This window comes from Rufibacter sp. JT20002 (genome assembly GCF_056491185.1).
In genome coordinates this window covers 1,003,083-1,025,545 of the sequence record NZ_JBSZJY010000001.1, presented here as the reverse complement: position 1 = coordinate 1,025,545, position 22,463 = coordinate 1,003,083, and the positions used below count along the sequence as shown (strand labels likewise).

Below are 22,463 nucleotides of genomic sequence, written 5' to 3'. Positions count from 1 at the left end.
GTTTAACTTCTTACTTTGTCCTTTTTACGCACTATCTGAATCAATAAAACTATGTTTGATGTATTCTCCAGCCCAGATGTCTGGCTAAGTCTCCTCACCCTTACCTTCATGGAAGTGGTGTTGGGGATTGATAATATTGTGTTCATCTCCATTGTGGTGTCACGGCTGCCCAAAGCGCAGCAAGCCCGGGGGCGTACCATCGGTTTAATGCTGGCGCTGGTTTTCCGCATCATCCTGCTGTCTTTCATCAGCTATATCGTGAACGCGAACCAGCCACTCTTCTCCTGGAACCTGCCTTGGATGGATGAGCCGTTTGCTGTTTCCTGGCGCGATATCATTCTTTTTGGTGGGGGCTTGTTCTTGCTAGCCAAGAGTACCACCGAGATCCACAACAAGCTGGAAGGCGAGGAAGAGGAACATGGCGCTGCGGGCGGTACGGCTACCATGGGCAAGATACTGGTTCAGATTGTGATGGTAGACATTGTGTTCTCGTTTGACTCTATTTTAACGGCCGTAGGTTTGGTGGACCACGTGATTGTCATGATCATGGCGGTGATTATCTCCATGGGTATTATGTTGGCCTTCGCCAAATACGTAAGCGATTTCGTGAACACACACCCTACGGTTAAGATGCTGGCCCTTTCCTTCCTTATCATGATTGGGGTGATGCTGGTAGTAGAGGCCCTGCACGCCCACATCCCGAAAGGCTACATCTACTTCGCCATGTTCTTCTCGCTAGTAGTGGAAATGCTGAACATGAAGCTCCGGAAGAAAACAGAACCGGTGCAGTTGCGCCAGAGCGAGATCAAAACCGAGGATATCACGGTGCAAGGGCGTTAAGCGGCTCTTTTCCTGAAACCCCACTGAAAGCAGAAGGGCGCCTGGTGTAGGCGCCCCTTCTGCTTTCAGTGGGGTTTTGTTTTATCCAAGCTGGAGGGTTTCAAGGCTGTTTTCCAGAAGGAGGGCTTAAAACAGGGTAGCCTGATCGGTACTTTTTTATCTTTTTTCGATGCGTAACCAAGACCAGACCTACTTTTTGCCCTAGTAAGCAAAATGGGAATTGCTTTTCCAGAATTTAAATTTTATTATTAAAATGCCGTTTTGTTGATACTATTTTAACAAGTAGCTTGGGAAAGGTGAAGTAGTTGTCATTGCCTTATCTTTTCCTTTACCAAAAAATCTAAACCCCCAACACCTAACAAAGCAAACAACCTTCTTTATGGCCGATAATACCTACGATGCCATTGTCATTGGATCTGGAATTTCTGGTGGCTGGGCCGCCAAAGAATTGACTGAAAAAGGACTGAAAACCATCCTGCTGGAGCGGGGCAAAAACATTGAACACGTCAAAGACTACGTCAACGCCAACAAGCACCCGTGGGAGTTGCCGCACCGCGGAGGCCGCACGCAGGAAATGATTGAGAATTACCCGGTGCTCAAGCGTGATTACGTGCTCAGCGAAGACACCTTAGACTATTGGGTAAACGAAAAAGAGAGCCCTTACATAGAAAGCAAGCGCTTTGACTGGTACCGCGGCTATCACGTAGGAGGCCGTTCCCTCATGTGGGGACGCCAGAGTTACCGCCTGAGTGACCTTGATTTTGAAGCCAACGCCAAAGACGGCATTGCCGTGGATTGGCCCATCCGCTACAAAGACCTGGCGCCCTGGTACAGCCACGTAGAAAAGTTTGCGGGCATCAGCGGGTCTAAAGATAACATCCCGCATCTGCCAGACGGCGAGTTCCTGCCGCCCATGGAGCTGAACTGCGTGGAGAAAGACGTGGCCGCCCGCCTTAAGACACATTATAAAGGAAATCGGCACCTGATCATCGGCCGCACGGCCAACCTTACCTCAGCGCACCATAACCGCACTAACTGCCAGTACCGCAACAAATGCCGGCTGGGTTGCCCGTTTGGCGCGTACTTCAGCACCCAGTCTTCCACGCTGCCCGCGGCCATGGCCACTGGTAACTTAACACTTCGGCCGTACTCCATTGTGACCAAGATTCTGTATGATAAGGACACGAAGAAAGCCAGGGGGGTAGAGGTGCTGGATGCGGAAACAAACCAGACCTATGAGTACCTGGCCAAAGTGGTGTTCCTGAACGCTTCTACCCTCAACTCTACCTGGATACTGATGAACTCCGCGACGGATGTGTGGGAAGGCGGTCTGGGCAGCAGCAGCGGGCAGTTAGGCCACAACCTCATGGACCACCACTTCCGGGCCGGAGCTAAAGGCGAGGTAGAAGGGCACGAAGACAAATATTATTATGGCCGCCGGCCTAACGGCATCTATATCCCGCGGTTCCGGAACTTGAACGGGGAAAAGCGCGACTACCTCCGGGGCTTCGGGTACCAGGGTAGCGCCAGCCGCACAGGTTGGGGCCGCGAGATCGCGGAACTGGGAATTGGTGCTCAGTTGAAGGAAGCCATGACCGAGCCCGGTGCGTGGAACATGGGTCTTACTGGTTTCGGGGAGACGCTGCCGTACCACGAGAACATGGTTAAGCTGTCCAAAGACAAGAAAGACAAGTGGGGTTTGCCGGTACTGGACATTTCCTGCGAGATTAAGGAAAACGAGCACAAAATGCGCCAGGACATGGCCAACGATGCGAAGGAAATGCTGGAAATTGCCGGCCTGAAAAACGTGGAAGCCTATGATGCCGGGTACGCCATGGGCCAAGGAATCCACGAGATGGGCACCGCCCGCATGGGCCGTGATCCTAAATCCTCCGTGCTGAACCAGTTCAATCAAGTGTGGGACGCGCCCAACGTGTACGTTACCGATGGGGCCGCCATGACCTCGGCAGGTTGCCAGAATCCGTCACTCACCTATATGGCCTTGACCGCTCGGGCGGTAGACCATGCCGTAAGCGAGTTGAAAAAAATGAACATTTAATATCTTTCCCCCAAACCAAAAGCAATTCCTCCAACTTTATGGCTGACGAAGAAAAGAAACCCGCTCCCCAGGACAGCACCCGCCGGCAGTTCCTGAAAACCGGAGCTCTGGCCGCTGCCGGGTTCATGATTGTGCCCCGCTACGTGCTGGGCGGCAAAGGCTACACCGCCCCCAGTGACCGCTTAATAATTGCGGCCGTAGGCGTAGGCGGCAAAGGCGAAAGCGACATCAAGAGTTTTTATGACAGCGGCAAAGCCGATATTGGCTTCCTCTGCGATGTAGATGATGCCCGCGCCGCCACCTCACGGCAACGGTTCCCCAAAGCCAAGTACTACAAAGACTGGCGCGAAATGTTTGACAAAGAGTCAAAGAACTTTGACGCCGTTTCGGTTTCTACGCCAGACCATAACCACGCCATCACTACCCTGGCCGCGATGCAGTTGGGCAAGCACGTCTATGTGCAGAAACCGCTCACGCACGACATCTATGAAGCCCGCATGCTTACCGATGCTGCCAAACGCTACAAGGTAGTCACGCAAATGGGTAACCAGGGTGCCTCCGGTGACGGCGTGCGTCAGATGCGCGAGTGGTACAATTCAGGGGCTATAGGCAAGGTGCACACCATCTATAGCTGGACCAACCGACCCGTTTGGCCACAAGGCATTCAGTGGCCCGCTACCAAAGCCGAGGTGCCTCAAGGCTTGGATTGGGATCTGTGGTTAGGAACCGCTCCTTATAAAGATTACGTGAACAAACTGGTGCCTTTCAATTGGCGCGGCTGGTGGGATTACGGTACCGGCGCCCTAGGCGATATGGGCTGCCACCTGATTGAAGCCCCGTTCAGGGTACTGGATTTAACCTATGCCACCGATGTACAGGCTAGCGTAGGCAGCGTGTATGTAGACGAGTTCAAGCGCGGCTACTTCCCAGAAAGCTGCCCACCATCCAGCCACGTAACCTTAACCTTCCCGAAGACCGATAAAACCAATGGTCCGGTAACTCTGCACTGGATGGATGGTGGTATTCAGCCCGAGCGTCCTGAGGAACTGGGAGCCAATGAGGTATTTGGTGATGGCGGCAACGGAACGCTCTTCGTGGGCACCAAAGGCAAGATGATGTGCAGCACGTACGGCGCAGATCCGCGGCTACTGCCTACATCTCGCACCTTTAATGTAAAACCCAAGCACCAATTAGCCAGAGTACCGGGCGGGGCCGAAGGACATTACGCCCAGTGGGTAGAGGCCTGCATCGCCGGACACGGCAAAATGGAGGTAAGCTCCCCATTTGAGATCGCGGGTCCGCTCACCGAGGCCTTGCTCATGGCGAACCTCGCCATCAGAGGGATAGACGTACGCAAGCCCAATGCTGCCGGCAACGGGTTTGACTATCCGGGCCGTGGGGTAAAGCTGCTTTGGGACAACCAGAACATGCGCATCACCAATTTTGACGAGGTTAACCAATTTGTGAAACGCGATTACCGCGCCGGTTGGACCTTGGGTGCTTAATCTAAATCAGCGTTGGGTTTCTGCCTTGTTTAATCAAAATGAGGCTAGAAACCCAAAGCGGCACCCCTTACAGAAAGAAATAGAAGTTCTTAGAACCTTTTACGAATGAATAGAAGAGAAGCAATCGCTGCCATTGGCTGGCTCATGGGTGGTACCATGATTGGGGCTGAGTTTCTGGTTTCCTGCACCAGCAATTCCCCCAAAGTCAACAAGCTGTTTGACCAAGACCAAGTAGCGTTTTTAGACGAGGTAGGAGACACGATTATCCCCACCACCGATAGCCCGGGCGCGAAAGCGGCCAAGATTGGGACCTTCATGGCCACTATGGTTCAGGACGCTTACACCAAAGAAGATCAGCAAATCTTCCTGAAAGGCATCTCGCAACTGGATGACGCCAGCAAGAAGAAATTCAATAAAAAGTTTCTGGAAGCCAACGCCCAGGAGCGTACCGCCCTGCTAAACCAACTGGACAAAGACCAAAAGACCCATCAGCAGAACAAAAAGGAGGAAGAACCTAACCATTACTTCCGGATGATGAAGGAGTTGACCTTGCTGGGCTACTTCACATCAGAGGTTGGGGCAACGCAAGCCTTACGTTACCTGCCGGTGCCCGGCAAGTTTGAAGCCTGTATTCCGTACAAAAAAGGAGATAAGGCCTGGGCCACCTAAGAAGTTGAATAACCCGAATGTCACCTAGTAATAACTGGGTTTTCTCAAGGCACTACTCTTGTTGCGCAAGTTTTGCTCACACAAGGGAAAATAACCAGATTAAATGCCATATTTAAGGCATGTTTCAGGAATCTGCCCTGAAGCGGGAAGGTGTCTATCCATTCCCGCTGAAGAAGTAAATCCATCTGGCAGTCTGAGAAACAAAATGAAGAACCTCAAAAGCGTCACAAACCTTACTAACCAATAACCAATAGTATTACGCGTACCCACTATGAAAAAAGTTTCCCTCTTCCTGAGCTGCTGCGCGTTCATTGCAGCCTGTAACAGCAATTCAACTACGAATGAAGGTGCCACTGAAAGTTCCAGCGCTGATTCATCCTCAGCTGCCAACATGAGTGCCGCTACCCGCCAGTCAGATGCAGATACCAGCAGCCTGAACATCGGGACAGACCGCACCGCTGGTGCAGGGGTGAGCCCACACGCCGAAGGAGAAAAATTGATTGCCAGCTCAGACTGTACCGGTTGCCATAGAATAGACCAGAAACTGGTGGGTCCGGCGTACCAGGCAGTGGCTGATAAATATGAGAACAACGAAAAAGACACCGAATACCTGGCTGGCAAAATCATCAAAGGCGGAAGCGGTGTTTGGGGTCCAGTGGCCATGACGCCGCACCCTAACCTGAGCGAAGACGAGGCGAAGCAAATGGCTCAGTACATCTTGTCACTTAAAAAATAGAAAGCCTATGGCCCTCCGGAACCTACTCCCGCTACTGGCACTAACCGCATTTTGCGCCTGCACGTCTTCTTCAATGAAATCTACCATGGGCAACAATCAATCTGGGGGCACAACTGCTGAGTCCTCGTTTAAGCCCTTGTTTGATGGAAAGACCACCAAAGGCTGGCACACCTACGGGCAATCCGCCGTGGGCAAAGCCTGGAAAGTGGAAGACGGAACCCTGCACCTGGATGCCGCCAACAAGCAGAACTGGCAGGCCGGTGACGGCGGGGATATTGTGACGGAGGAAAGCTTTGACAATTTCCACCTGAAACTGGATTGGAAAATAGCAGCCAACGGCAACAGCGGAATCATTCTGTTTGTGCAGGACGATCCCGCCAAATACCCAAATACTTGGAACACCGGCCTCGAGGTACAGGTACTGGACAACAACGGCCACCCCGATGCCAAAATCCACAAGCACCGCGCCGGAGACCTGTATGACCTTATCGCCAGCAGCCCCGAGACGGTGAAACCCGTCGGCGAGTGGAACCAGGTAGAAATCATCAGTAACAAGGGCCAGTTGCAAATTATTCAGAACGGGAAGAAAGTGGTGACCACAACTCTCTGGGACGATAACTGGAAAAAGATGGTGGCCGGAAGCAAGTTCAAAGACATGGCCGGTTTTGGGGCGTTCAAGTCCGGTAAAATCGCGTTGCAGGACCACGGCGATGACGTGTGGTACCGCAACATCATGATCAAGCGCCTGTAAGGGCAACCTCCATTTTGTTCCTGAAGTTATATGCCTGATAAGAATAGAAGAACCGCCATCAAGGGAATTTTGGCCACTACCGCAGCCTTTACCGCTACCGGGTCTTTGTCTTGTTTTGCCCAAAACGAGCAAAAAACAGAAGCCGCTTATTCCTTGAAAGGAAACATCAACCACTCGGTGTGCCGCTGGTGCTTCAATGATTTATCAGTAGAAGAACTTTGCGTGGCCGCCAAGGGAATGGGCCTGAAAGGTATTGACTTGGTAGGCCCTAAAGAATGGCCAACCCTCAAGAAACACGGCTTGATTTCCACTATGTGCAATGGTGCGGAGATTAGCTTAACTGAAGGGTTCAACCATCCGCAGTACCACGCCACCCTCCTGAAGAATTACTCAGACATGATTCCGCTGGTAGCCAAGGCCGGTTACACCAACCTGATCTGCTTCAGCGGGAACCGCAACGGCATGGATGATGAAACAGGGTTGAAAAACTCGGTGGAAGGATTGAAAAAGCTGTTGCCGCTGGCCGAAAAGCACAAGGTGGTGCTGGTCATGGAGCTTCTGAACAGCAAGGTGAACCACAAAGACTATATGTGTGACCGCACCGCCTGGGGGGCAGAACTGGCCAAGCGCCTAGGGTCTGAGAACTTCAAATTGCTGTATGACATCTACCACATGCAGGTAGACGAGGGCAACGTGATCCAGACCATCAGAGACAACCACCAGTACATTGCGCATTACCATACCGCCGGCGTGCCCGGCCGACACGAGATTGACGATACGCAGGAACTCAATTACCCGGCCATCCTGCAAGCCATTAAAACTACCGGTTTTGAGGGCTTTGTGGCGCAGGAATTCATTCCGCAGGCCAAAGACAAATTAGCGTCACTGAGAAAAGCTATTCAGATCTGCGACGTCTGAGGCCTTTTCTTTCAAACAAACAAACAAACCGTTTACATACCCTAAAACGAAATGAACAACAGAAGATCTTTTTTACAGAAGCTCGGTTTACTATCGGCGGGAGTGGCATTCGCTCCTTCGCTGCTTACTTCCTGTGATTCTTCCAACCAAAACGCCGGCAGCACCGCTTCCACTGCTGAAGGTTCAACTGCCAATTCGGCTAGCACCAGCACAGGGTCCGGAAATGCCCGTATCAGTGACATCGGTATCCAGTTGTACACCCTGCGGGAGCTTCTTCCCAATGACCCTAAAGGCGTGATTGGCAAAGTGGCGCAAGCCGGCTACAACGATGTGGAAACCTACGGCTATTCCGTAGACAAAGGCTACTGGGGTCTTCAGCCCGCTGCTTTCAAGGAACTGTTGCAAGCCAACAACCTGGTTTCTACCAGCGGACACTATGAGTTTGGCCAGTACATGAAAGACGGCAACACCGACATTGTAAAGCGCTACATTGAGGCCGGAAACATTGTAGGTCAAAAATACATCACCGTGCCGTATCTGGGCGAAGAACTGCGTAACAGCGCCGATGCCTACAAGAACATCGCAGAGAAAGTGAACAAAGCGGCCGAACTCTGCAAAGCCTCCGGTCTGAAACTGGCGTACCACAACCACGATTTCGAATTTAAGCAGTACGGCAACACCACCGGCTACGACATCCTGCTCAAGGAAACCGATCCTGCCTTGGTAAGCTTCGAGGCTGATTTGTTCTGGATGGAAAAAGCCGGCCGCAAACCCGTAGACATGTTCAACCAACACAAAGGCCGTTTTGTGATGTGGCACGTGAAAGACATGGACAAAACCAAACCAGACCTGAACACCGAGATCGGTAGCGGCACCATGGACTACAAAGCCATCTTCGCTCAGGCCCAGACTTCTGGCGTGGACCGCATCTTCGTGGAGCAGGAAAACTTCGCCGCCGGCATGGATCCGTTCCAAAGCATCAAGCAAAGCCGCGACTACGTGAAAAACACCCTGCTCGCGTAAGTAGCTTAACACATATTTGCCATCACCAATTCGGGCCTGCTTTGGAAAAAGCAGGCCCGAATTGCGTTCAAGGGTTTGGGTTGAGTTTTATGGTTCTTCCATATTTCATATACAAACCCGGATTGAGGCTCTCGCCTCACTGAAGTTGCAAACTTCAGGTCATTTTGGGTCCAAGTCGCAGACTTGAACCATGAAATAAAGATAAGGGAAGAGCAGACTGGGTAAAGGTAAACTGTTGCAGTTTACCTGCGGCGAGACGGGGTGAAGGCCTACAGTGAGGCCGAACCCCGCCCCGCCGCATGCTTAAACAGTTCAAATAGCAGTAGCCTGCGTGAACTATGAAACAGAGGACGGCAGCGGGGTGTCACCATTGATGAAGAAAAGACTGTTTGAGCGTCAGCGAGTTTCTTTTCTTCTTGATTCTTTTGGTTACTTTTCTCATCAAGGAGAAAAATGACAAACCTCCAAACGGAGGAACAAGCGCTTGAGGCTGAGTAAGAATGGAGTGGGAGGTAACTGCCAAAATACAGGTTTGAGGCTTACGCCTCACTACAGTTGCAAACTGCAGACCATTATAGATCCAAGTTGAAAACTTGAACCAGGAAAGAGAAAAGAAAAATCAGCAGAAGAAGTCATCCCTCTATCCCTTTCAAAGGGGAACCGTGCGCTTTGCAAGCGTTTTCAGAAAAGGAAGCCTAAAAAAGGAAAGGCAATCAAGTGCGATGTAAGAACATCAAAGCAGATTCTGTTGCACTTCTTCCAAAACACCCCTAAAACACTTTTACCCAAGTGAACCTCAGCAACCTATCAAAACAATCCTTATCTTCACAAATCCCAAACTATCACCCACTAACCCCTTTATTATGAAGCAGTTTTTTACCAACCATATGTCTGGCTGGAGGAAACCCGTGTTGCTGCTTTGCACCTTGGGGCTGTTCGTGGAGCCGTCAATGGCCCAGAACGCACCTGCCCCGGCAAAGAAAGACAGCCCCAAAAAAGAAGAAAAGAAAGACCTGCCCTTAGAGGCGGGCCGCACCATTGACATCGACACGAAGGAAGGCTCCTGGCTCGCCTTGGACGTGCACCCGGCCGGCGGACAGCTCATCTTCAGCATGCTGGGCGATTTGTATTTGCTACCTATGGCCGGGGGCAAAGCCGAGCAGCTGACCGAGGGCATGGCCCTGGACGTGCAGCCGCGTTTCAGCCCAGACGGTAAATCCATTGTGTTTTTGTCTGACCGCGACGGAAACGATAACGTGTGGGTCATGGACCTGCTTACGAAGAAAACCCGCCAGATCAGCAAAAGCAAAAACGAGAACTTCCAGGCCGCCGAGTGGACACCCGATGGCGAGTACCTGGTGGTGTCGCAAGGCCGTCGTAATCTGAAACTGCACCTGTACCACAAAGACAGCGGCAGCGGAACGCAGTTGATTAAAACGCCCGAGACCCTGAAAACGGTGGAGCCGGCCTTCGGCAAAGACCCGCGCTATATCTGGTATGCCCGCCGCACCGGTGGTTGGAACTACAACGCGCAATTACCGCAGTACCAACTAGCCACGTTGGATAGAGAAACCGGCGAGACTGATACCAGAACTTCGCGCTACGGCTCGGCGTTCTCGCCAACTTTGTCACCAGACGGCACCATGTTGGTCTACGGAACCCGCCACAACAACCAAACCGGCCTCATTGTGCAGAACCTGAAATCAGGGGATGAGAAGTGGCTGGCCTATCCGGTACAGCGTGATGAGCAGGAATCAGTAGCGCCGCTGGGAGTATTGCCAGCCATGTCGTTCACGCCGGACAGCAAAGAGTTGGTGGCGTCTTACGGCGGTAAGATCTATCGTATTCCGGTAAATGGCGGCCAAGCCAAGGAAATTCCGTTTGAGGTAAATACCAAAATCGCCATCGGACCTAAACTGGAGTTCAAGTACCCCATCAACGATGACAAAACCATGAAGGTGACGCAGATCCGCGATGCGGCTATGTCACCGGATGGCAAGCGTCTGGCCTTCACTGCGCTGGACAGATTGTACATCACGGATTACCCCAACGGCACCCCGAAACGGGTGACCACCAATGATTTCACCGAGGCGCAACCGGCTTGGTCGCCAGACGGCAAGGAGCTGGTGTTTGTGACTTGGCATGAGAAAACCGGTGGCGCTATTTACAAGGTGGTGGCCAACGGCAAAGCGAAACCAGTGAAACTGAGCCAGGAGAACTCGGTTTTCCAGGAGCCGGTATGGTCGCCTAAAGGAGACAAGATTGTGTTCGTGAAAGGCTCTGCGCAGACCTACCGCGAATCGGCTGGTCCGGGTGCGTTCGACTCCCGCCAAACCATCAACTGGATCTCGTCTAAAGGCGGCCCCAGCACGTTTGTGACCAAAGCTAACCTGGGCGCGAACCCGCACTTCGTGCAAGGTGATGACCGCATCCACCTGTACAGCTCCTCAGATGGATTGATTTCCATCCGCTGGGATGGTACTGATAAGAAGCCTTACGTGAAGGTGAAAGGGATCACTACCTTCGGATCGTTTGCCGATATGCTGGAGGAAGAAATGAGCCACAACACGCACATAAACGAGCGCGAGCCGCAAATGCAGGCTTCTACTGCTACCACGGTGATCAAAGCCCCTAAAGGTGACAAAGCCCTGGCCCTGATCAACAACGAAATCTACGTGGTGACTATCCCGTTTGTGGGCGGCGAAACGCCGACCATCTCCGTGGCAGACGTAGCCAGCTCGCAGTTCCCGTCCTGGAAACTCACTGACATTGGCGGTCAATTCCCAAGCTGGTCTGCCGATGGCAAGAGCGTGTACTGGTCTATCGGTAACGCGTTCTTTGCTTATAATTTGGACGCCGCTTTCGCGAAAAAACGCGAAATGGAAGCTGCTGAGGAACTGAAGAAAGACGCCAAGCCTGCCACCGAAGCCAAAAAAGACAGCACCGGCGCCAAAGAAGCCGTGAAGATTGAAGGCTACAAGCCGGTGGAAACCAGAATTGCCATCACCGTGCCGCGTGACATCCCAACCGGAAACATCCTGTTGAAAGGAGCCCGCATTATTACCATGAACGGCGATGAAGTGATTGAAAATGGTGACATCCTGATCCAGGACAACCGCATCAAAGCCGTAGGTGCTTCCGGTACGTTATCTGTTCCGCAGAACGCCACCGTGATGGACGTGAAAGGCAAAACCATTACCCCAGGCTTCATAGACACCCACGCGCACATGTGGCCACGTTGGGGCGTGCACTCCAATCAGGTATGGATCTATGCCGCTAACCTGGCCTACGGTGTCACCACTACCCGTGACCCACAGACCGCCACTACCGACGTATTGACCTACGCTGACATGGTGGAAACCGGCAAGATGATCGGGCCGCGTGTGTACTCTACCGGCCCAGGTGTGGGTTACTGGTCATACAACCTGAAGAGCCTGGATCATGCCAAGAGCGTGCTGAAACAGTACTCAGACTACTACAACACCAAAACCATCAAAATGTACATGGTGGGCAACCGCCAGCACCGGCAGTGGATCATCATGGCGGCCAAAGAGCAAGGCCTGATGCCAACCACGGAAGGCGGTCTGGACTTTAAACTGAACCTCACCGAAGTGCTGGACGGCTACCCAGGCCACGAGCACTCGTACCCGATTTATCCGCTGTACAAAGACGTGCTGGAGTTTGTGTCTAAGTCGCAGATCGCTTACACGCCAACCCTGTTGGTAGCCTACGGCGGACCTTGGGCCGAGAACTACTACTATGCCACTGAGAACCTGTCTGGCGACAAGAAACTGAACTACTTCACGCCTAAAGTGGAGCTGGATGAGAAATCGCGCCGCAGACCAGGTTGGTTCATGAAAGAAGAGCACATCTTTGACAAGCACGCGCAGTTTGTGAACAGCCTGGTGAAAGACGGCGGTCTGGCTGGTGTGGGTTCCCACGGACAGCTGCAAGGCTTGGGCTACCACTGGGAGCTTTGGTCTATCCAGTCAGGTGGTATGAAGAACCTGGATGCCCTGAAAGTAGCCACCATTCTAGGCGCGAAATCTTTAGGCTTGGACGGTGATTTAGGCTCTATCCAGAACGGTAAACTGGCGGATCTGGTGATCATGGACCAGAACCCGTTGGAGAACATCCGGAACACCAATACCATCAAGTACGTGATGCGTAACGGCCGTTTGTACGATGCCAACACCTTAGATGAACTGGCCCCAACCAAGAAGAAAGCCCCAGACTTTGACTGGCACAGCGCACTTCCGCTGGGCGTACCAGGTATTCAGGAATAATCTCTGAAGCATACGTTAGAAAGGCCTCTCTTGCATTGCAGGAGAGGCCTTCTTGTTTGGAGGCTGTTTTTGCAAAATCGGGCTTTAAACAGAATCAAATATGAGATGATAGAACTTCTGTCATGATGGAGAAGTAAAACAAGTTCATCTTATAACCATCACAACTTAGAAATGAAATTAGCTGGAAATACCGTACTGGTCACCGGAGGAGGTTCCGGGATTGGCCTTGCCATTGCCGAACGCTTTCTCAAAGCCGGCAGCACTGTCATCATCTGCGGCCGCCGAGCCGATAAACTCAACGAGGTAAAAGCTCAGTACCCCGAGATTCACACCATTGCCTGTGACGTTTCCCGTGAGGCCGACCGCATCGCTTTGCTGGAATGGACTACCGCCGAGTTCCCGGGGTTAAATGTGCTGGTGAACAACGCCGGTATCCAGCGCCGGGTCAACATTGTGGAAGACCAGGAAGAATGGAGCCAAACCCAGCAGGAGATAGCCATCAACCTGGAGGCGCCCATCCACCTGTGCAACCTGTTCGTGAAGCATTTTCGGCAGCAGCCCACGGCCGCTTTCATTAACGTGACCTCGGGGCTGGCGTTTACGCCGGGTGTTTTTGCGCCGGTGTATTGCGCCACCAAAGCGGCCCTGCATTCCTTTACTATGTCGTTGCGCTACCTGCTTTCTAAGACCAGTGTGGAGGTGATTGAGATTGTGCCGCCCGCCGTGAACACCGATCTGGGCGGAGCGGGTCTGCATACCTTCGGGGCGCCGTTGAATGAGTTCGCCGACTCGGTGATGCAGCGCATTGACAACGGTGAATTGGAGGTGGGGTTTGGAACCTCAGAGGTTAGAAGAAAAGCCTCCCGCGAAGAGAACGACGCCTTCTTTCTGGAGATGAATTCCAGGTGGGCGTAAACTTCTGTTTAGGGGCTGTTTTCAGGAAACCGGCCCCTAAATAGCGATTATACTTTTGCCTCATCTTATTCGTTTTTTTGATGCATATCCAATGCCAGAGCGTGTGGCAAAGCAAAAGGTAAGGGGCTGGTTTTTAAGGATAAAATGTTGTATCTTCAAAGTAGGGGGAAGCCCGTTTCCTTTCTTTGAAGAGAACGTCTAAAACCCAATTTTACGTAAGTGCTTTTCCCGGCCTTGTTTTTTTCAATCCTTTATTTTCTACTAAGATGAAATGGGTATATAGTGTGAGGCATAAGACAAAGGCTGCCCTGCTTCTGGCCATCGTGCTGGTGTTGGTGCTTGCCAAGAATATGATGGATAGTAAGAACGTGACCAAGCTGGGAACCTCGTTCGCGGCGGTGTACGAAGACCGGTTACTGGTAGAGAGTTACATTTACCAACTATCGGGGCATTTGTATCAGAAGAAGATGATGATAGATGAGGGCGTCCATGCCCAGAACTTCACCGTACTGCCGGAGAAGCTGAAGCAGAACAACGCGGCTATCTCAGGGCTTTTGATAGCGTATGGAAAAACGCAGCTCACCAAAGACGAGGCGGCGTATTTCAGGTCTTTTAAGCAAAACCTGTCTAAAGTAAGAGGATTAGAAAACCAGTTACTGCTTCAGGCGGCCAACCACCAGAACGTAGAGAAGGTCAAAACTCTGCTGGATACCCACTATGAAGGCGCCTCTGCGCATCTGAACCAGTTGTCTCAAATTCAGGTAGCCGAAGGAAAGCGACTGAACGAGCAGTCAAAACAGATCATTGCCGGTTCTGCTATCCTTACCCAATTTGAGCTGATTGTGGTTATTGCCATAGGTGTGATGATCCAGATGCTGGTTTTTGCCTCCAAATCAAAGCTCAGCAAGTTCCCGCAGAATCCTATGATGAACTAAAGCGTGCCCAAGCCGGATTATGCCTATGAGCAGGTGCTAGGAAGATTGAAAAGCAATTATGGGTTTGCTGAAAGGTGGATCCAGATTATTCTGTTATATTTCACTTGTAACAAAAGGGTAAAACTTAAATCGTATTCTTCCTAACACTGCCTAACCAAAGGAAAGGTCGCTGACTAAGAAAATACCCCTAAAATAAACGTGATATTTGTTACGTGCTGCCTCTTGAGGTGGCACGTTCCTTTACTACTTAGATGATGAAAAATTCGATGCCAATTGTGTTGGCCACTACTTTGTTTTGCTTTACGGCGTGCTCTAAAAGCGCTGACAAGCCGGTGACCCAAACAGCCCCTACTCAGGAAACCGCTCTGCCGGTAAGTTCCTCCAGCGTGGCGACGACTCCGCCCTCTGTGGTTAACCCATCTGCGGCCGCGGTGCAAACCGCTCCAGCGGCTCAACCTTCGGCAACTAGTACAACGGTGCCAACTTCCCAACCAACGGTGGCGGCTGGGCTAAACCCACCCCACGGGCAACCCGGCCACCGGTGCGATATTCAAGTAGGTGCGCCTTTGAACTCAACACCAGGGGCTGCCTCTACTTCAAGTGCTACCCCAACGGCTCTGCCACCTGCACCTGTTTTACCTTCAGGACCTCCTATCTCTACCGCAAAAGGCCTGAACCCTCCGCACGGGCAACCCGGTCATGACTGCAGTATTCCGGTCGGAGCTCCTTTGAAGAAATAGCATGAAAAAAAGCCCAGTTACCAGCTGGGCTTTTTTGTGATTGAGTTTTTTTAGGATTAATCTAAGCGATGAACTGGTAGGAGGGTGTTTTATCTCCGTTTTCTCTTGCTGGCTTTAGAAACTGCTTTCGTGTATTTGGCAATGAGCGGCATTGTGCTATCAGTATCGAAGACGCCATAGAGGCCTTGCTCTTCCTGGGGTGGGTCGCCCATGAGGTCATCGCCAGGTTTCCAGAAGTGGCGGGTAGGGTGAGGCCGGGCAGTTCCATTGAAAGCCCAGAAATTAGCCCCGGCTAAGGCGCCTTTTTCTTTAGCGCTGGAAAGCACCCGTTCAAAGGCATTTTGGTAATATCGATCCCGAAACGTGGTTTTGGCGGAAGGGCTGAACTCATTGTTGTCCCGTTGTAGACCAAATTCCTCCATCACAATAGGTTTCTTCTGCTCCCGCGCAAACGCGATGTGGCGATCCATGTATTGGTTTGTCTTCACAATGGCAGAATCCAGCGTGCCCGCAATGTTCTTGCTGTCCAGCCAGCCCCAGTTGCGTGGCCAGATGTGCATAGTGAAGTAGTCAATATTGGGGTCAGTGTGCACTTGTTTGAACACCTCCATGGAACCTTCAGAGCCGTGAGAACCTTCGGAACCGGTAGATACCAGGTGATTTTTGTCCAAGGACTTGATCAACGCAGCAGTGCTCTTAATCCATATGTCATAAGCCGGAACGTTGGCCATAGAGAAGGCTCGGGGCTCGTTCGCGATTTGCCAGGACATGATGGTGGGGTCCTCGGTGTACTTCTTGTTAGTGAACTGGTTCGTGCGGCTCAGCATAAATTTGATGTGGTCAGCAAACTGCTGCTTGCAAGGATCGCACTGGTGGAACTGTCCGGAGTACTTCATGAAACTCGCCCAATCATTGTTGTTGGCCAAGGCGTAAGGGATAGGCACCTTGGTGTTCCAGTTCACATACTGGCTAAAACCGCCCGACCATTCCCAGGCATTGTTCAGGTACAACACCGCTTTCATGTCGCGCTTAGCCATCTCGGCAAGCAGGAAGTCTAAGCCTGCCAGCAGAGTGTCATTGTACACGCCGGGTGCCATTTGCAGCCCGGGAGAGACGCGGTACGGCTGGTTGTTCGGGCCTTCGGCTCCGGCCAAAATGCGCAGATTGGTTACACCGGCCTTTTTGAGCATGTCCAACTCCTTGGTAAGTCGGGTGCGGTCACCACCCTGCCCGTTAGAGGCCAAGAGACCACCGTGCCAGTAATTGGTGCCCACATAGTAGTATGGTTTGCCATCAAGGGTGAACATGTGGCCGTCGGTCTTCACAAAGTCAGATGTCTTCTGAGCGTAAACTTGGGTCCAAGAGGCGCACAGAAATGCGAGTAGGAGATAAATTCTGTTCATCTGTTAAGTCGTTTGGTAGGCTCCAACAATCACTAAACCGATAGCTACTATTGGTTGCCTACAGCCTAAGCGGTTATTTTTTAACCCAATTATCGGTTCTGAAACCAGAGGCGGGCAGGCCCGCTTTGTTGAAGAGGTTAGGGTTAGCGGAGTTGCTCCAGCCCAGCCGAACGGCCACCGGGTTCTTTACGCCTTTGGCGCTCACCACCACCGTTTTACCATCAATTTTAGCTTGAGCTGGCACAAACTTCCGGTCTTCGCCGGCGATCTCAAATTGGGTGAGTTCCTTGCCTTTGGCTACCAAGCCTTGCTCAGCGTTGTCAAAGTACAGGCGGATCTTGTCTCCTTCTTTTTTCATCTGGCGGTACACGGGGCCGGAGAAAGGCACGTCTTTCTTTCCATAGGTTTTGTTCAGGGCCAGCGCAGCGAGGCGTTTGCCCACGGGCAGCTTGTTTCTGGGGTGGATGTCGTCCACGTTGCCCACGTCATGAATCACGGCCATGCCGGTGTTGGGCACGCTTAAGGTTTTCAGTTGGGCTTCGGCTAACCGAGGCCATTCTTCGGCCCCGCCGTATTTGTAAGGCGCAATCTGTACGTAATAGAACGGGAAATTTTGCTTCCAGGCAGAGCGCCAATCCTGGATGAGGGCGGGCAACATTTGGGCGTAAACCTCAGGTGCATCCACGTTGGACTCGCCCTGGTACCAGAGGGCACCGGCCAGACGGAAGGGGATGAGCGGCGCGATCATGGCGTTGTAGGCTTTGGCCGGCTGTACCGGGCCCCATTCCACTTCTTTGCGCTTGGCGGCGGCATCGGCCAGCACGGGGTTCGCGGAAATGGCGTTGGCGCTTAGCCAGACCTCGGCAGGCGTGCCTCCCCAGCTGCTGTTGATCAAACCCACAGGCACTTTCAGGTTCTGGTGAATCTCGCGTCCAAAGAAGTACCCGATGGCGCTGAAGTGTTTCATGGTCTCGGGGGTGCATACTACCCACTGGCCTTGCACGTCCATTTGAGGTGCATCGGCGGTGCGATGGCCCACCTGGAAGAAACGGATGGAAGGGTAGTTGGCCTCTGCTACGTGCTGCTCGGCGTTGTCTATGCCGGCGTTGGCGCTCCATTCCATGTTAGACTGACCCGAACATAACCAGACCTCACCCAGCAGCACGTCTTCCAGCACAATGGTGTTATAGCCTTTCACGGTTACGGTTTGGGGACCGCTGACGCCCGAGGTCTGCAGTTTCACCGACCATTGGGCCAGGTTGTTGGTTTTGACTTTCACGGGTTTGTTGTCCCAACTGCCGGTGACGGTAACTTCCTCGCCAGTTTTGCCCCAGCCCCAGATGGTGACCTCGGCGTTGCGTTGCAACACCATGTGGTTGCCTATGATGGCCGGCAGTGAGACCGCGCCCGCCGAGGTAGCGGCACCACTCATCACCATAAGGGCAAGTAGTCTGAAAAATGTTCTGAGTTTCATACAGAGAAATGAATGAGGATGATCTGTTTCAAGTTTGATTAACCGGTGGGTCTATCTGTTGCCAGAAGAATTTATTCAATGTATTTCTAATCTGAAAACAAAGTGAAGCTGAAACAGCGTTTGAGGCCTGATTTTTGAAAAACAAGGCCCAAACGCTGCCACGGGATTTGTAAACAGGGAGAAACTTTTACTTGCCAGCTACTTTGGCCTTGTCACCAGAAAGTACCAGCATGATCACATCCTGGGCCGGCACGGTAGCAGAGAACGTCTTCTTGGTGTTACCCTGCTCTTTCTTGGTCCACACGTTACGTATTTTGTAGGTGGTTTTGCCGGCGTTCAGTTCCCGCTTGGACAAGTCATCCACAATTGGAGTGTTTTTCCAATCAAAGCTTACTTTCTGGGCGGCTTTGCTGCGGTTAAGGAACACCACGGCCCACTTATCACCATCCAGTGGTTTCAACCAAGTTTCCAGACTGTCTTTAGACGCATACTTAAATCCTTGGATGCCCAGTTTGTCCTGGTTCACGGCAATGGCTTCTTTGTCAGTTAAGATAGACACGGTTTCCTTGCTCATTTTGCGGAGGTCGTTCCCGGCAATCAGCGGAGCGGCCAGCATGCTCCACATGGTGAAGTGCGCGCGGTCCTGGTTCATGGCCATGCCGTTACCTACCTCCATCATGTCTGGGTCGTTCCAGTGGCCTGGGCCGGCGTACTGACGAAGGCCTTCCTGTTTGTCCAGAATCTGCATTACGCCCCAAGACTTCCATGTGCCGTGGTCTTCCACGCAGTCAAAGCAGTTGTAGATGTCGCCGGTGGTTCTCCACAGGTGCCCTACGGTTGGGCCCCATTCCCACGGCTTGTCGTTGCCCCACTCGCAGATGCTCAGGACTACAGGGCGACCGGCTTTTTGTAAGGCAGCAGCAATGGTTTTGTAAGCGCCTTCGGCTTTCAGGCCTTCGGTGTTGCACCAATCGTACTTGAGGTAATCAATGCCCCATTTGGCGTATTGCTGCGCATCCTGGAACTCATAGCCGCGGCTGCCCGGACGACCGCCACAAGTCTGGGAACCGGCATCAGAGTAGATACCCAGTTTCAAACCTTTGGAATGCACGTAATCAGCCAAGGCTTTCATGCCAGAAGGGAAGCGCTTTGGATCTGGATGGATGAAACCCAGGCTGTCGCGGTCACCATGCCAGCAGTCGTCAATGTTGATGTATTCATAGCCGGCGGCTTTCATGCCGGAACTCACCATGGCATCGGCAGTTTCCCGAATGAGTTTCTCGTCTACGTTGCAGGCAAATTTGTTCCAGCTGTTCCAACCCATGGGCGGGGTCATGGCCAGGCCTTCAAACTTCTTATAGTTCTGGGCATAGTTATTTCCCTGGCTAAAGGCCGAAAAGGAAAGGGTGAGGGCCGCTAAAGAGAGCAATAATTTTTTCATGTTTGTTTGAGGGATTAGGTAAGGGGGGAGTGTATGGGTACGTTGTAGAGACAAAGGCTAAAATTCTGGTGCCTTATTCTTTTTCATCCTGAAAGGACTTTGGTTGCGAATAGCAGTTTGAAGTTTTAAAAAACTATTCAGTTCGCCCACAAACTCCTTTCAGGATGAAAAAGTACAGAGTATCAACGGTTGCTTGCTTAGGTAAATAGCGATATTGTTTTAAGGCTCTTTTCCTAAAAACCACTTGAAAATCAAGTAGACAGTTCTAAGTCCTTTTTGTAAAATCAGGCTGTAAACCTGGTCCGGTTGCTTAGCTGTGATTCAGTTCTTTCTGGCACCGATGGATGATCTCCAAGCAGGCCCGGGCGTTGTGGTAAGGGCATTTCCAGAAACCAACCTTGTCTTCTTTTGACATCAAGCTGTAGTCGTCGTTCACGCCCCAGTGCCATTCACCTTCCACCAGATCCAGGAAGTAGGTTTGGGCGAATCTCCAGGAGTTCAGAGACCGCCGCAGAAAATCCTCTGAGCCGGTCAGCTCATACGCATTGAAAAAGCCCACCATCGCCTCGGCGCTCACCCACCACTCGCGGTGTTTGTCGTAGTGGTTCTCGTCCACGTTGAGCTCATGGTACAGGCTACCGTCCGGCAGTAGGGCATCGGCGGTGGCGTTGGCCATGGTGAGGGCTACTTCTTTTACCTCTGCCAGAAGCGCCTGGTCGCCCAGTACCTCAGCGGCTTCCTGCAAAAGCCAGGAGGCTTCAATGTCATGGCCGTAGGAAACCAGGTTGGCCGAAGAGGTCCAGTCATGGGAGAAAAATAGCTTCATGTGGCCGGTGGCGGTATCCACTATCTTCTGCAGAAACACTTGAAGCAGGCCTCTTAGCTGATTGCCTAACTGTGGGTCTGGCCAAGCGCGGTACAGGTTGGCGTAAGCCTCCAGAATATGCAGGTGCGTATTCATGGTCTTGGGGTCGTTGCGATCCTTCTCGCTCAGGCGCAGGTCCTCCAGCAGTTCGCCCGTCTGGCTGAAGGCCTCCAGGTAGCCGCCGTGCTCCGGATCGAAGCTGTTTTTCTCAATCCAGCCGAAAAGTTCTTGGCTCACCTCTAGGGCCTTCTCGTTTTGCGTGGCCAGGTGGTACTCGCTCATGCCGTAGATGGTGAAGGCTAGCGCGTAGATCTGCTTGCGGGTGTTCAGGGGTTGGCCCTTCGCGTCCACCATCCAGTAGATACCGCCGTGGGCGGTATCCAGGAAGGAGTCAGTCAGGTACTCAAAGGCCCTGGTGGCAATGGTGAGGTACTCTTCTTTTCTAGTATGCCGGTACGCCGCGGAGAACGTCCACAGGATCCGGGCGTTCAGGATGCTGCCCTTGGGTGCTTCCGGGTTTACTTTGCCGGTGTTGTCGATCTGCCCCACGAAGCCGCCGTTCTGGTGATCGAGGGTTTTCTCGGTCCAGAACGCCAGGATTCTCTCCAGCTCGGTTTCCATCTCCTGCTGGTAACTTGATAGCTGGTGCACGAAAGAGGTATCGGAAGCAGAGACCATTAACTTGCGCCGTTTAACTCAGGAGCCAATACTTGCTTCTTGCCTTGGATGTAGGCTTTGTTTTTGTCCACCAGCAGGTTGATCTGCTCCACGGAGGCAGCAGAACGGAGCCCATCGGCCGGGGTGTTCAACACGTAGTCCAGAAGTTGATCTACAGTGGAAGTAGCCACGTGCATTCTGGTATCTGAAGAAGCGTAGTAGATGAACACGGTGCCGTCTTCGTCCACAATCCAGCCATTGGCGAACACAACGTTGGATACGTCCCCCACGCGCTCTTCGCCCTCAGGGGCAATGAAGTACCCGCCGGGCTTGGCAATCACCTTGGAAGGGTCTTGCAGGTCGGTCAGGAACATGTACAGCACGTAGCGCAGGCCGGCGGCGGTGTTCCGCACGCCGTGGGCCATGTGCAGCCAGCCTTTCTCGGTTTTGATAGGGGCGGGTCCCTGGCCGTTCTTCACCTCGTACACGGTGTGGTAGGTCTTGGGGTCCACGATGAGTTCCTCGTCCACCACGGCGTTCTCCATGGAGTCAGTCAGGCCCCAACCAATCCCGCCGCGGCTACCTGCCTCAATGAAACTGTCTTGCGGACGGGTGTACAGCGCGTATTTGCCGTTCACGAACTCCGGGTGCAACACAACGTTGCGCTGCTGCGGGGAGGTGGTTTTCAGGTCAGGTAATCTTTCCCAGGTTTTCAGGTCGCGGGTACGGGCAATGCCGCACTGAGCGGTGGCCGACGACTGGTCGCCTTCGGGGGCAGTCGGGTCTTTGCGCTCGGTGCAGAACAGGCCATAAATCCAGCCGTCCTCGTGCTGAATCACGCGCATGTCATACACGTTGATGTCTGGGTCCTCGGTCTCGGGCATGGTGATGGGTCTATCCCAGAACTGGAAATTGTCAATTCCGTTGGGGCTCTCGGCCACCGCGAAGAAAGACTTGCGGTCATTTCCCTCCACCCGCACTACCATTAGGTATTTGCCATTGAGCTTGATGGCACCGGCATTAAAGGCCGCGTTCACGCCGATGCGCTCCATGAAGTACGGGTTGGTTTCTGGGTTCAGGTCATAACGCCAGGCGATAGGGGCGTGCTGACTGGTTAAAACCGGGAATTTATATTTGTCATAGATGCCGTTGCCAAGAGGCTGCTTCTCATTCTTTCTGGTGATCAAAGAAGAATGGAACTGCTCAAGCGCTTGCTGTCTTTTCTGGAAGGTGTTTTCCATGAGAA

General features: G+C 52.5%; 17 protein-coding genes. 12 read left to right on the top strand and 5 right to left on the bottom strand.

Going from position 1 to position 22,463, the window contains the following annotated elements; genetic code table 11:
- Positions 1–51: 51 nt before the first annotated feature.
- The 12 genes from ACW9SV_RS04015 (at position 52) to ACW9SV_RS03960 (ending at position 15,377) form a co-directional block, all read left to right on the top strand.
- Entirely contained in the window at positions 52–840 is a 789-nt protein-coding gene (locus ACW9SV_RS04015) for a TerC family protein (RefSeq protein WP_479555448.1), read from the top strand.
- A 379-nt stretch (positions 841–1,219) separates the two neighbouring features.
- Complete coding sequence (locus ACW9SV_RS04010) at positions 1,220–2,899, top strand: GMC oxidoreductase (RefSeq protein ID WP_479555447.1); 1,680 nt, start codon at positions 1,220–1,222, stop codon at positions 2,897–2,899.
- A 38-nt stretch (positions 2,900–2,937) separates the two neighbouring features.
- The gene (locus tag ACW9SV_RS04005; RefSeq protein ID WP_479555446.1) at positions 2,938–4,404 is read left to right on the top strand and encodes a Gfo/Idh/MocA family protein; all 1,467 of its coding nucleotides are present in this window, start codon (positions 2,938–2,940) and stop codon (positions 4,402–4,404) included.
- Between the two features lie 105 nt (positions 4,405–4,509).
- Complete coding sequence (locus tag ACW9SV_RS04000; protein WP_479555445.1) at positions 4,510–5,073, top strand: gluconate 2-dehydrogenase subunit 3 family protein; 564 nt, start codon at positions 4,510–4,512, stop codon at positions 5,071–5,073.
- A gap of 271 nt (positions 5,074–5,344) precedes the next feature.
- Entirely contained in the window at positions 5,345–5,809 is a 465-nt protein-coding gene (locus ACW9SV_RS03995) for a c-type cytochrome (protein ID WP_479555444.1), read from the top strand.
- A 73-nt stretch (positions 5,810–5,882) separates the two neighbouring features.
- Positions 5,883–6,560, top strand: coding sequence for a 3-keto-disaccharide hydrolase (locus ACW9SV_RS03990; RefSeq protein ID WP_479555443.1), 678 nt, complete (start codon positions 5,883–5,885; stop codon positions 6,558–6,560).
- A 30-nt stretch (positions 6,561–6,590) separates the two neighbouring features.
- Positions 6,591–7,478: a hydroxypyruvate isomerase family protein gene (locus tag ACW9SV_RS03985; protein WP_479555442.1), complete on the top strand. Its 888-nt coding sequence runs from the start codon at positions 6,591–6,593 to the stop codon at positions 7,476–7,478.
- Positions 7,479–7,529: 51 nt separating this feature from the next.
- Entirely contained in the window at positions 7,530–8,501 is a 972-nt protein-coding gene (locus ACW9SV_RS03980) for a sugar phosphate isomerase/epimerase family protein (protein WP_479555441.1), read from the top strand.
- Between the two features lie 863 nt (positions 8,502–9,364).
- Positions 9,365–12,787, top strand: coding sequence for an amidohydrolase family protein (locus ACW9SV_RS03975; protein ID WP_479555440.1), 3,423 nt, complete (start codon positions 9,365–9,367; stop codon positions 12,785–12,787).
- Between the two features lie 171 nt (positions 12,788–12,958).
- A complete protein-coding gene (locus ACW9SV_RS03970) occupies positions 12,959–13,702 on the top strand; it encodes an SDR family oxidoreductase (protein WP_479555439.1) in 744 nt (247 codons plus the stop codon).
- A gap of 284 nt (positions 13,703–13,986) precedes the next feature.
- Positions 13,987–14,637, top strand: a complete 651-nt coding sequence (locus ACW9SV_RS03965) for an MCP four helix bundle domain-containing protein (protein WP_479555438.1) — start codon at positions 13,987–13,989, stop codon at positions 14,635–14,637.
- Between the two features lie 251 nt (positions 14,638–14,888).
- Positions 14,889–15,377 (top strand): hypothetical protein, encoded by a 489-nt coding sequence (locus ACW9SV_RS03960; RefSeq protein WP_479555437.1) that lies wholly within the window; start codon positions 14,889–14,891, stop codon positions 15,375–15,377.
- Positions 15,378–15,466: 89 nt separating this feature from the next.
- Here ACW9SV_RS03960 and ACW9SV_RS03955 read toward each other — a convergent pair whose 3' ends face one another.
- The 5 genes from ACW9SV_RS03955 to ACW9SV_RS03935 form a co-directional block, all read right to left on the bottom strand.
- Complete coding sequence (locus tag ACW9SV_RS03955) at positions 15,467–16,780, bottom strand: glycoside hydrolase 5 family protein (RefSeq protein ID WP_479555436.1); 1,314 nt, start codon at positions 16,778–16,780, stop codon at positions 15,467–15,469.
- A gap of 73 nt (positions 16,781–16,853) precedes the next feature.
- Positions 16,854–18,254: a sialate O-acetylesterase gene (locus ACW9SV_RS03950; protein ID WP_479555435.1), complete on the bottom strand. Its 1,401-nt coding sequence runs from the start codon at positions 18,252–18,254 to the stop codon at positions 16,854–16,856.
- A 187-nt stretch (positions 18,255–18,441) separates the two neighbouring features.
- Positions 18,442–19,695 carry a glycoside hydrolase family 27 protein gene (locus ACW9SV_RS03945; RefSeq protein ID WP_479555434.1) on the bottom strand — a complete coding sequence of 418 codons (1,254 nt, stop codon included), beginning with the start codon at positions 19,693–19,695 and terminating at the stop codon, positions 18,442–18,444.
- A 310-nt stretch (positions 19,696–20,005) separates the two neighbouring features.
- On the bottom strand, positions 20,006–21,238 hold the full coding sequence (locus ACW9SV_RS03940; RefSeq protein WP_479555433.1) for an AGE family epimerase/isomerase: 1,233 nt from the start codon (positions 21,236–21,238) through the stop codon (positions 20,006–20,008).
- The gene (locus tag ACW9SV_RS03935) at positions 21,238–22,458 is read right to left on the bottom strand and encodes a glycoside hydrolase family 130 protein (protein ID WP_479555432.1); all 1,221 of its coding nucleotides are present in this window, start codon (positions 22,456–22,458) and stop codon (positions 21,238–21,240) included. The genes ACW9SV_RS03940 and ACW9SV_RS03935 overlap by 1 nt, the downstream gene beginning before the upstream one ends.
- Between the last annotated feature and the right edge of the window lie 5 nt (positions 22,459–22,463).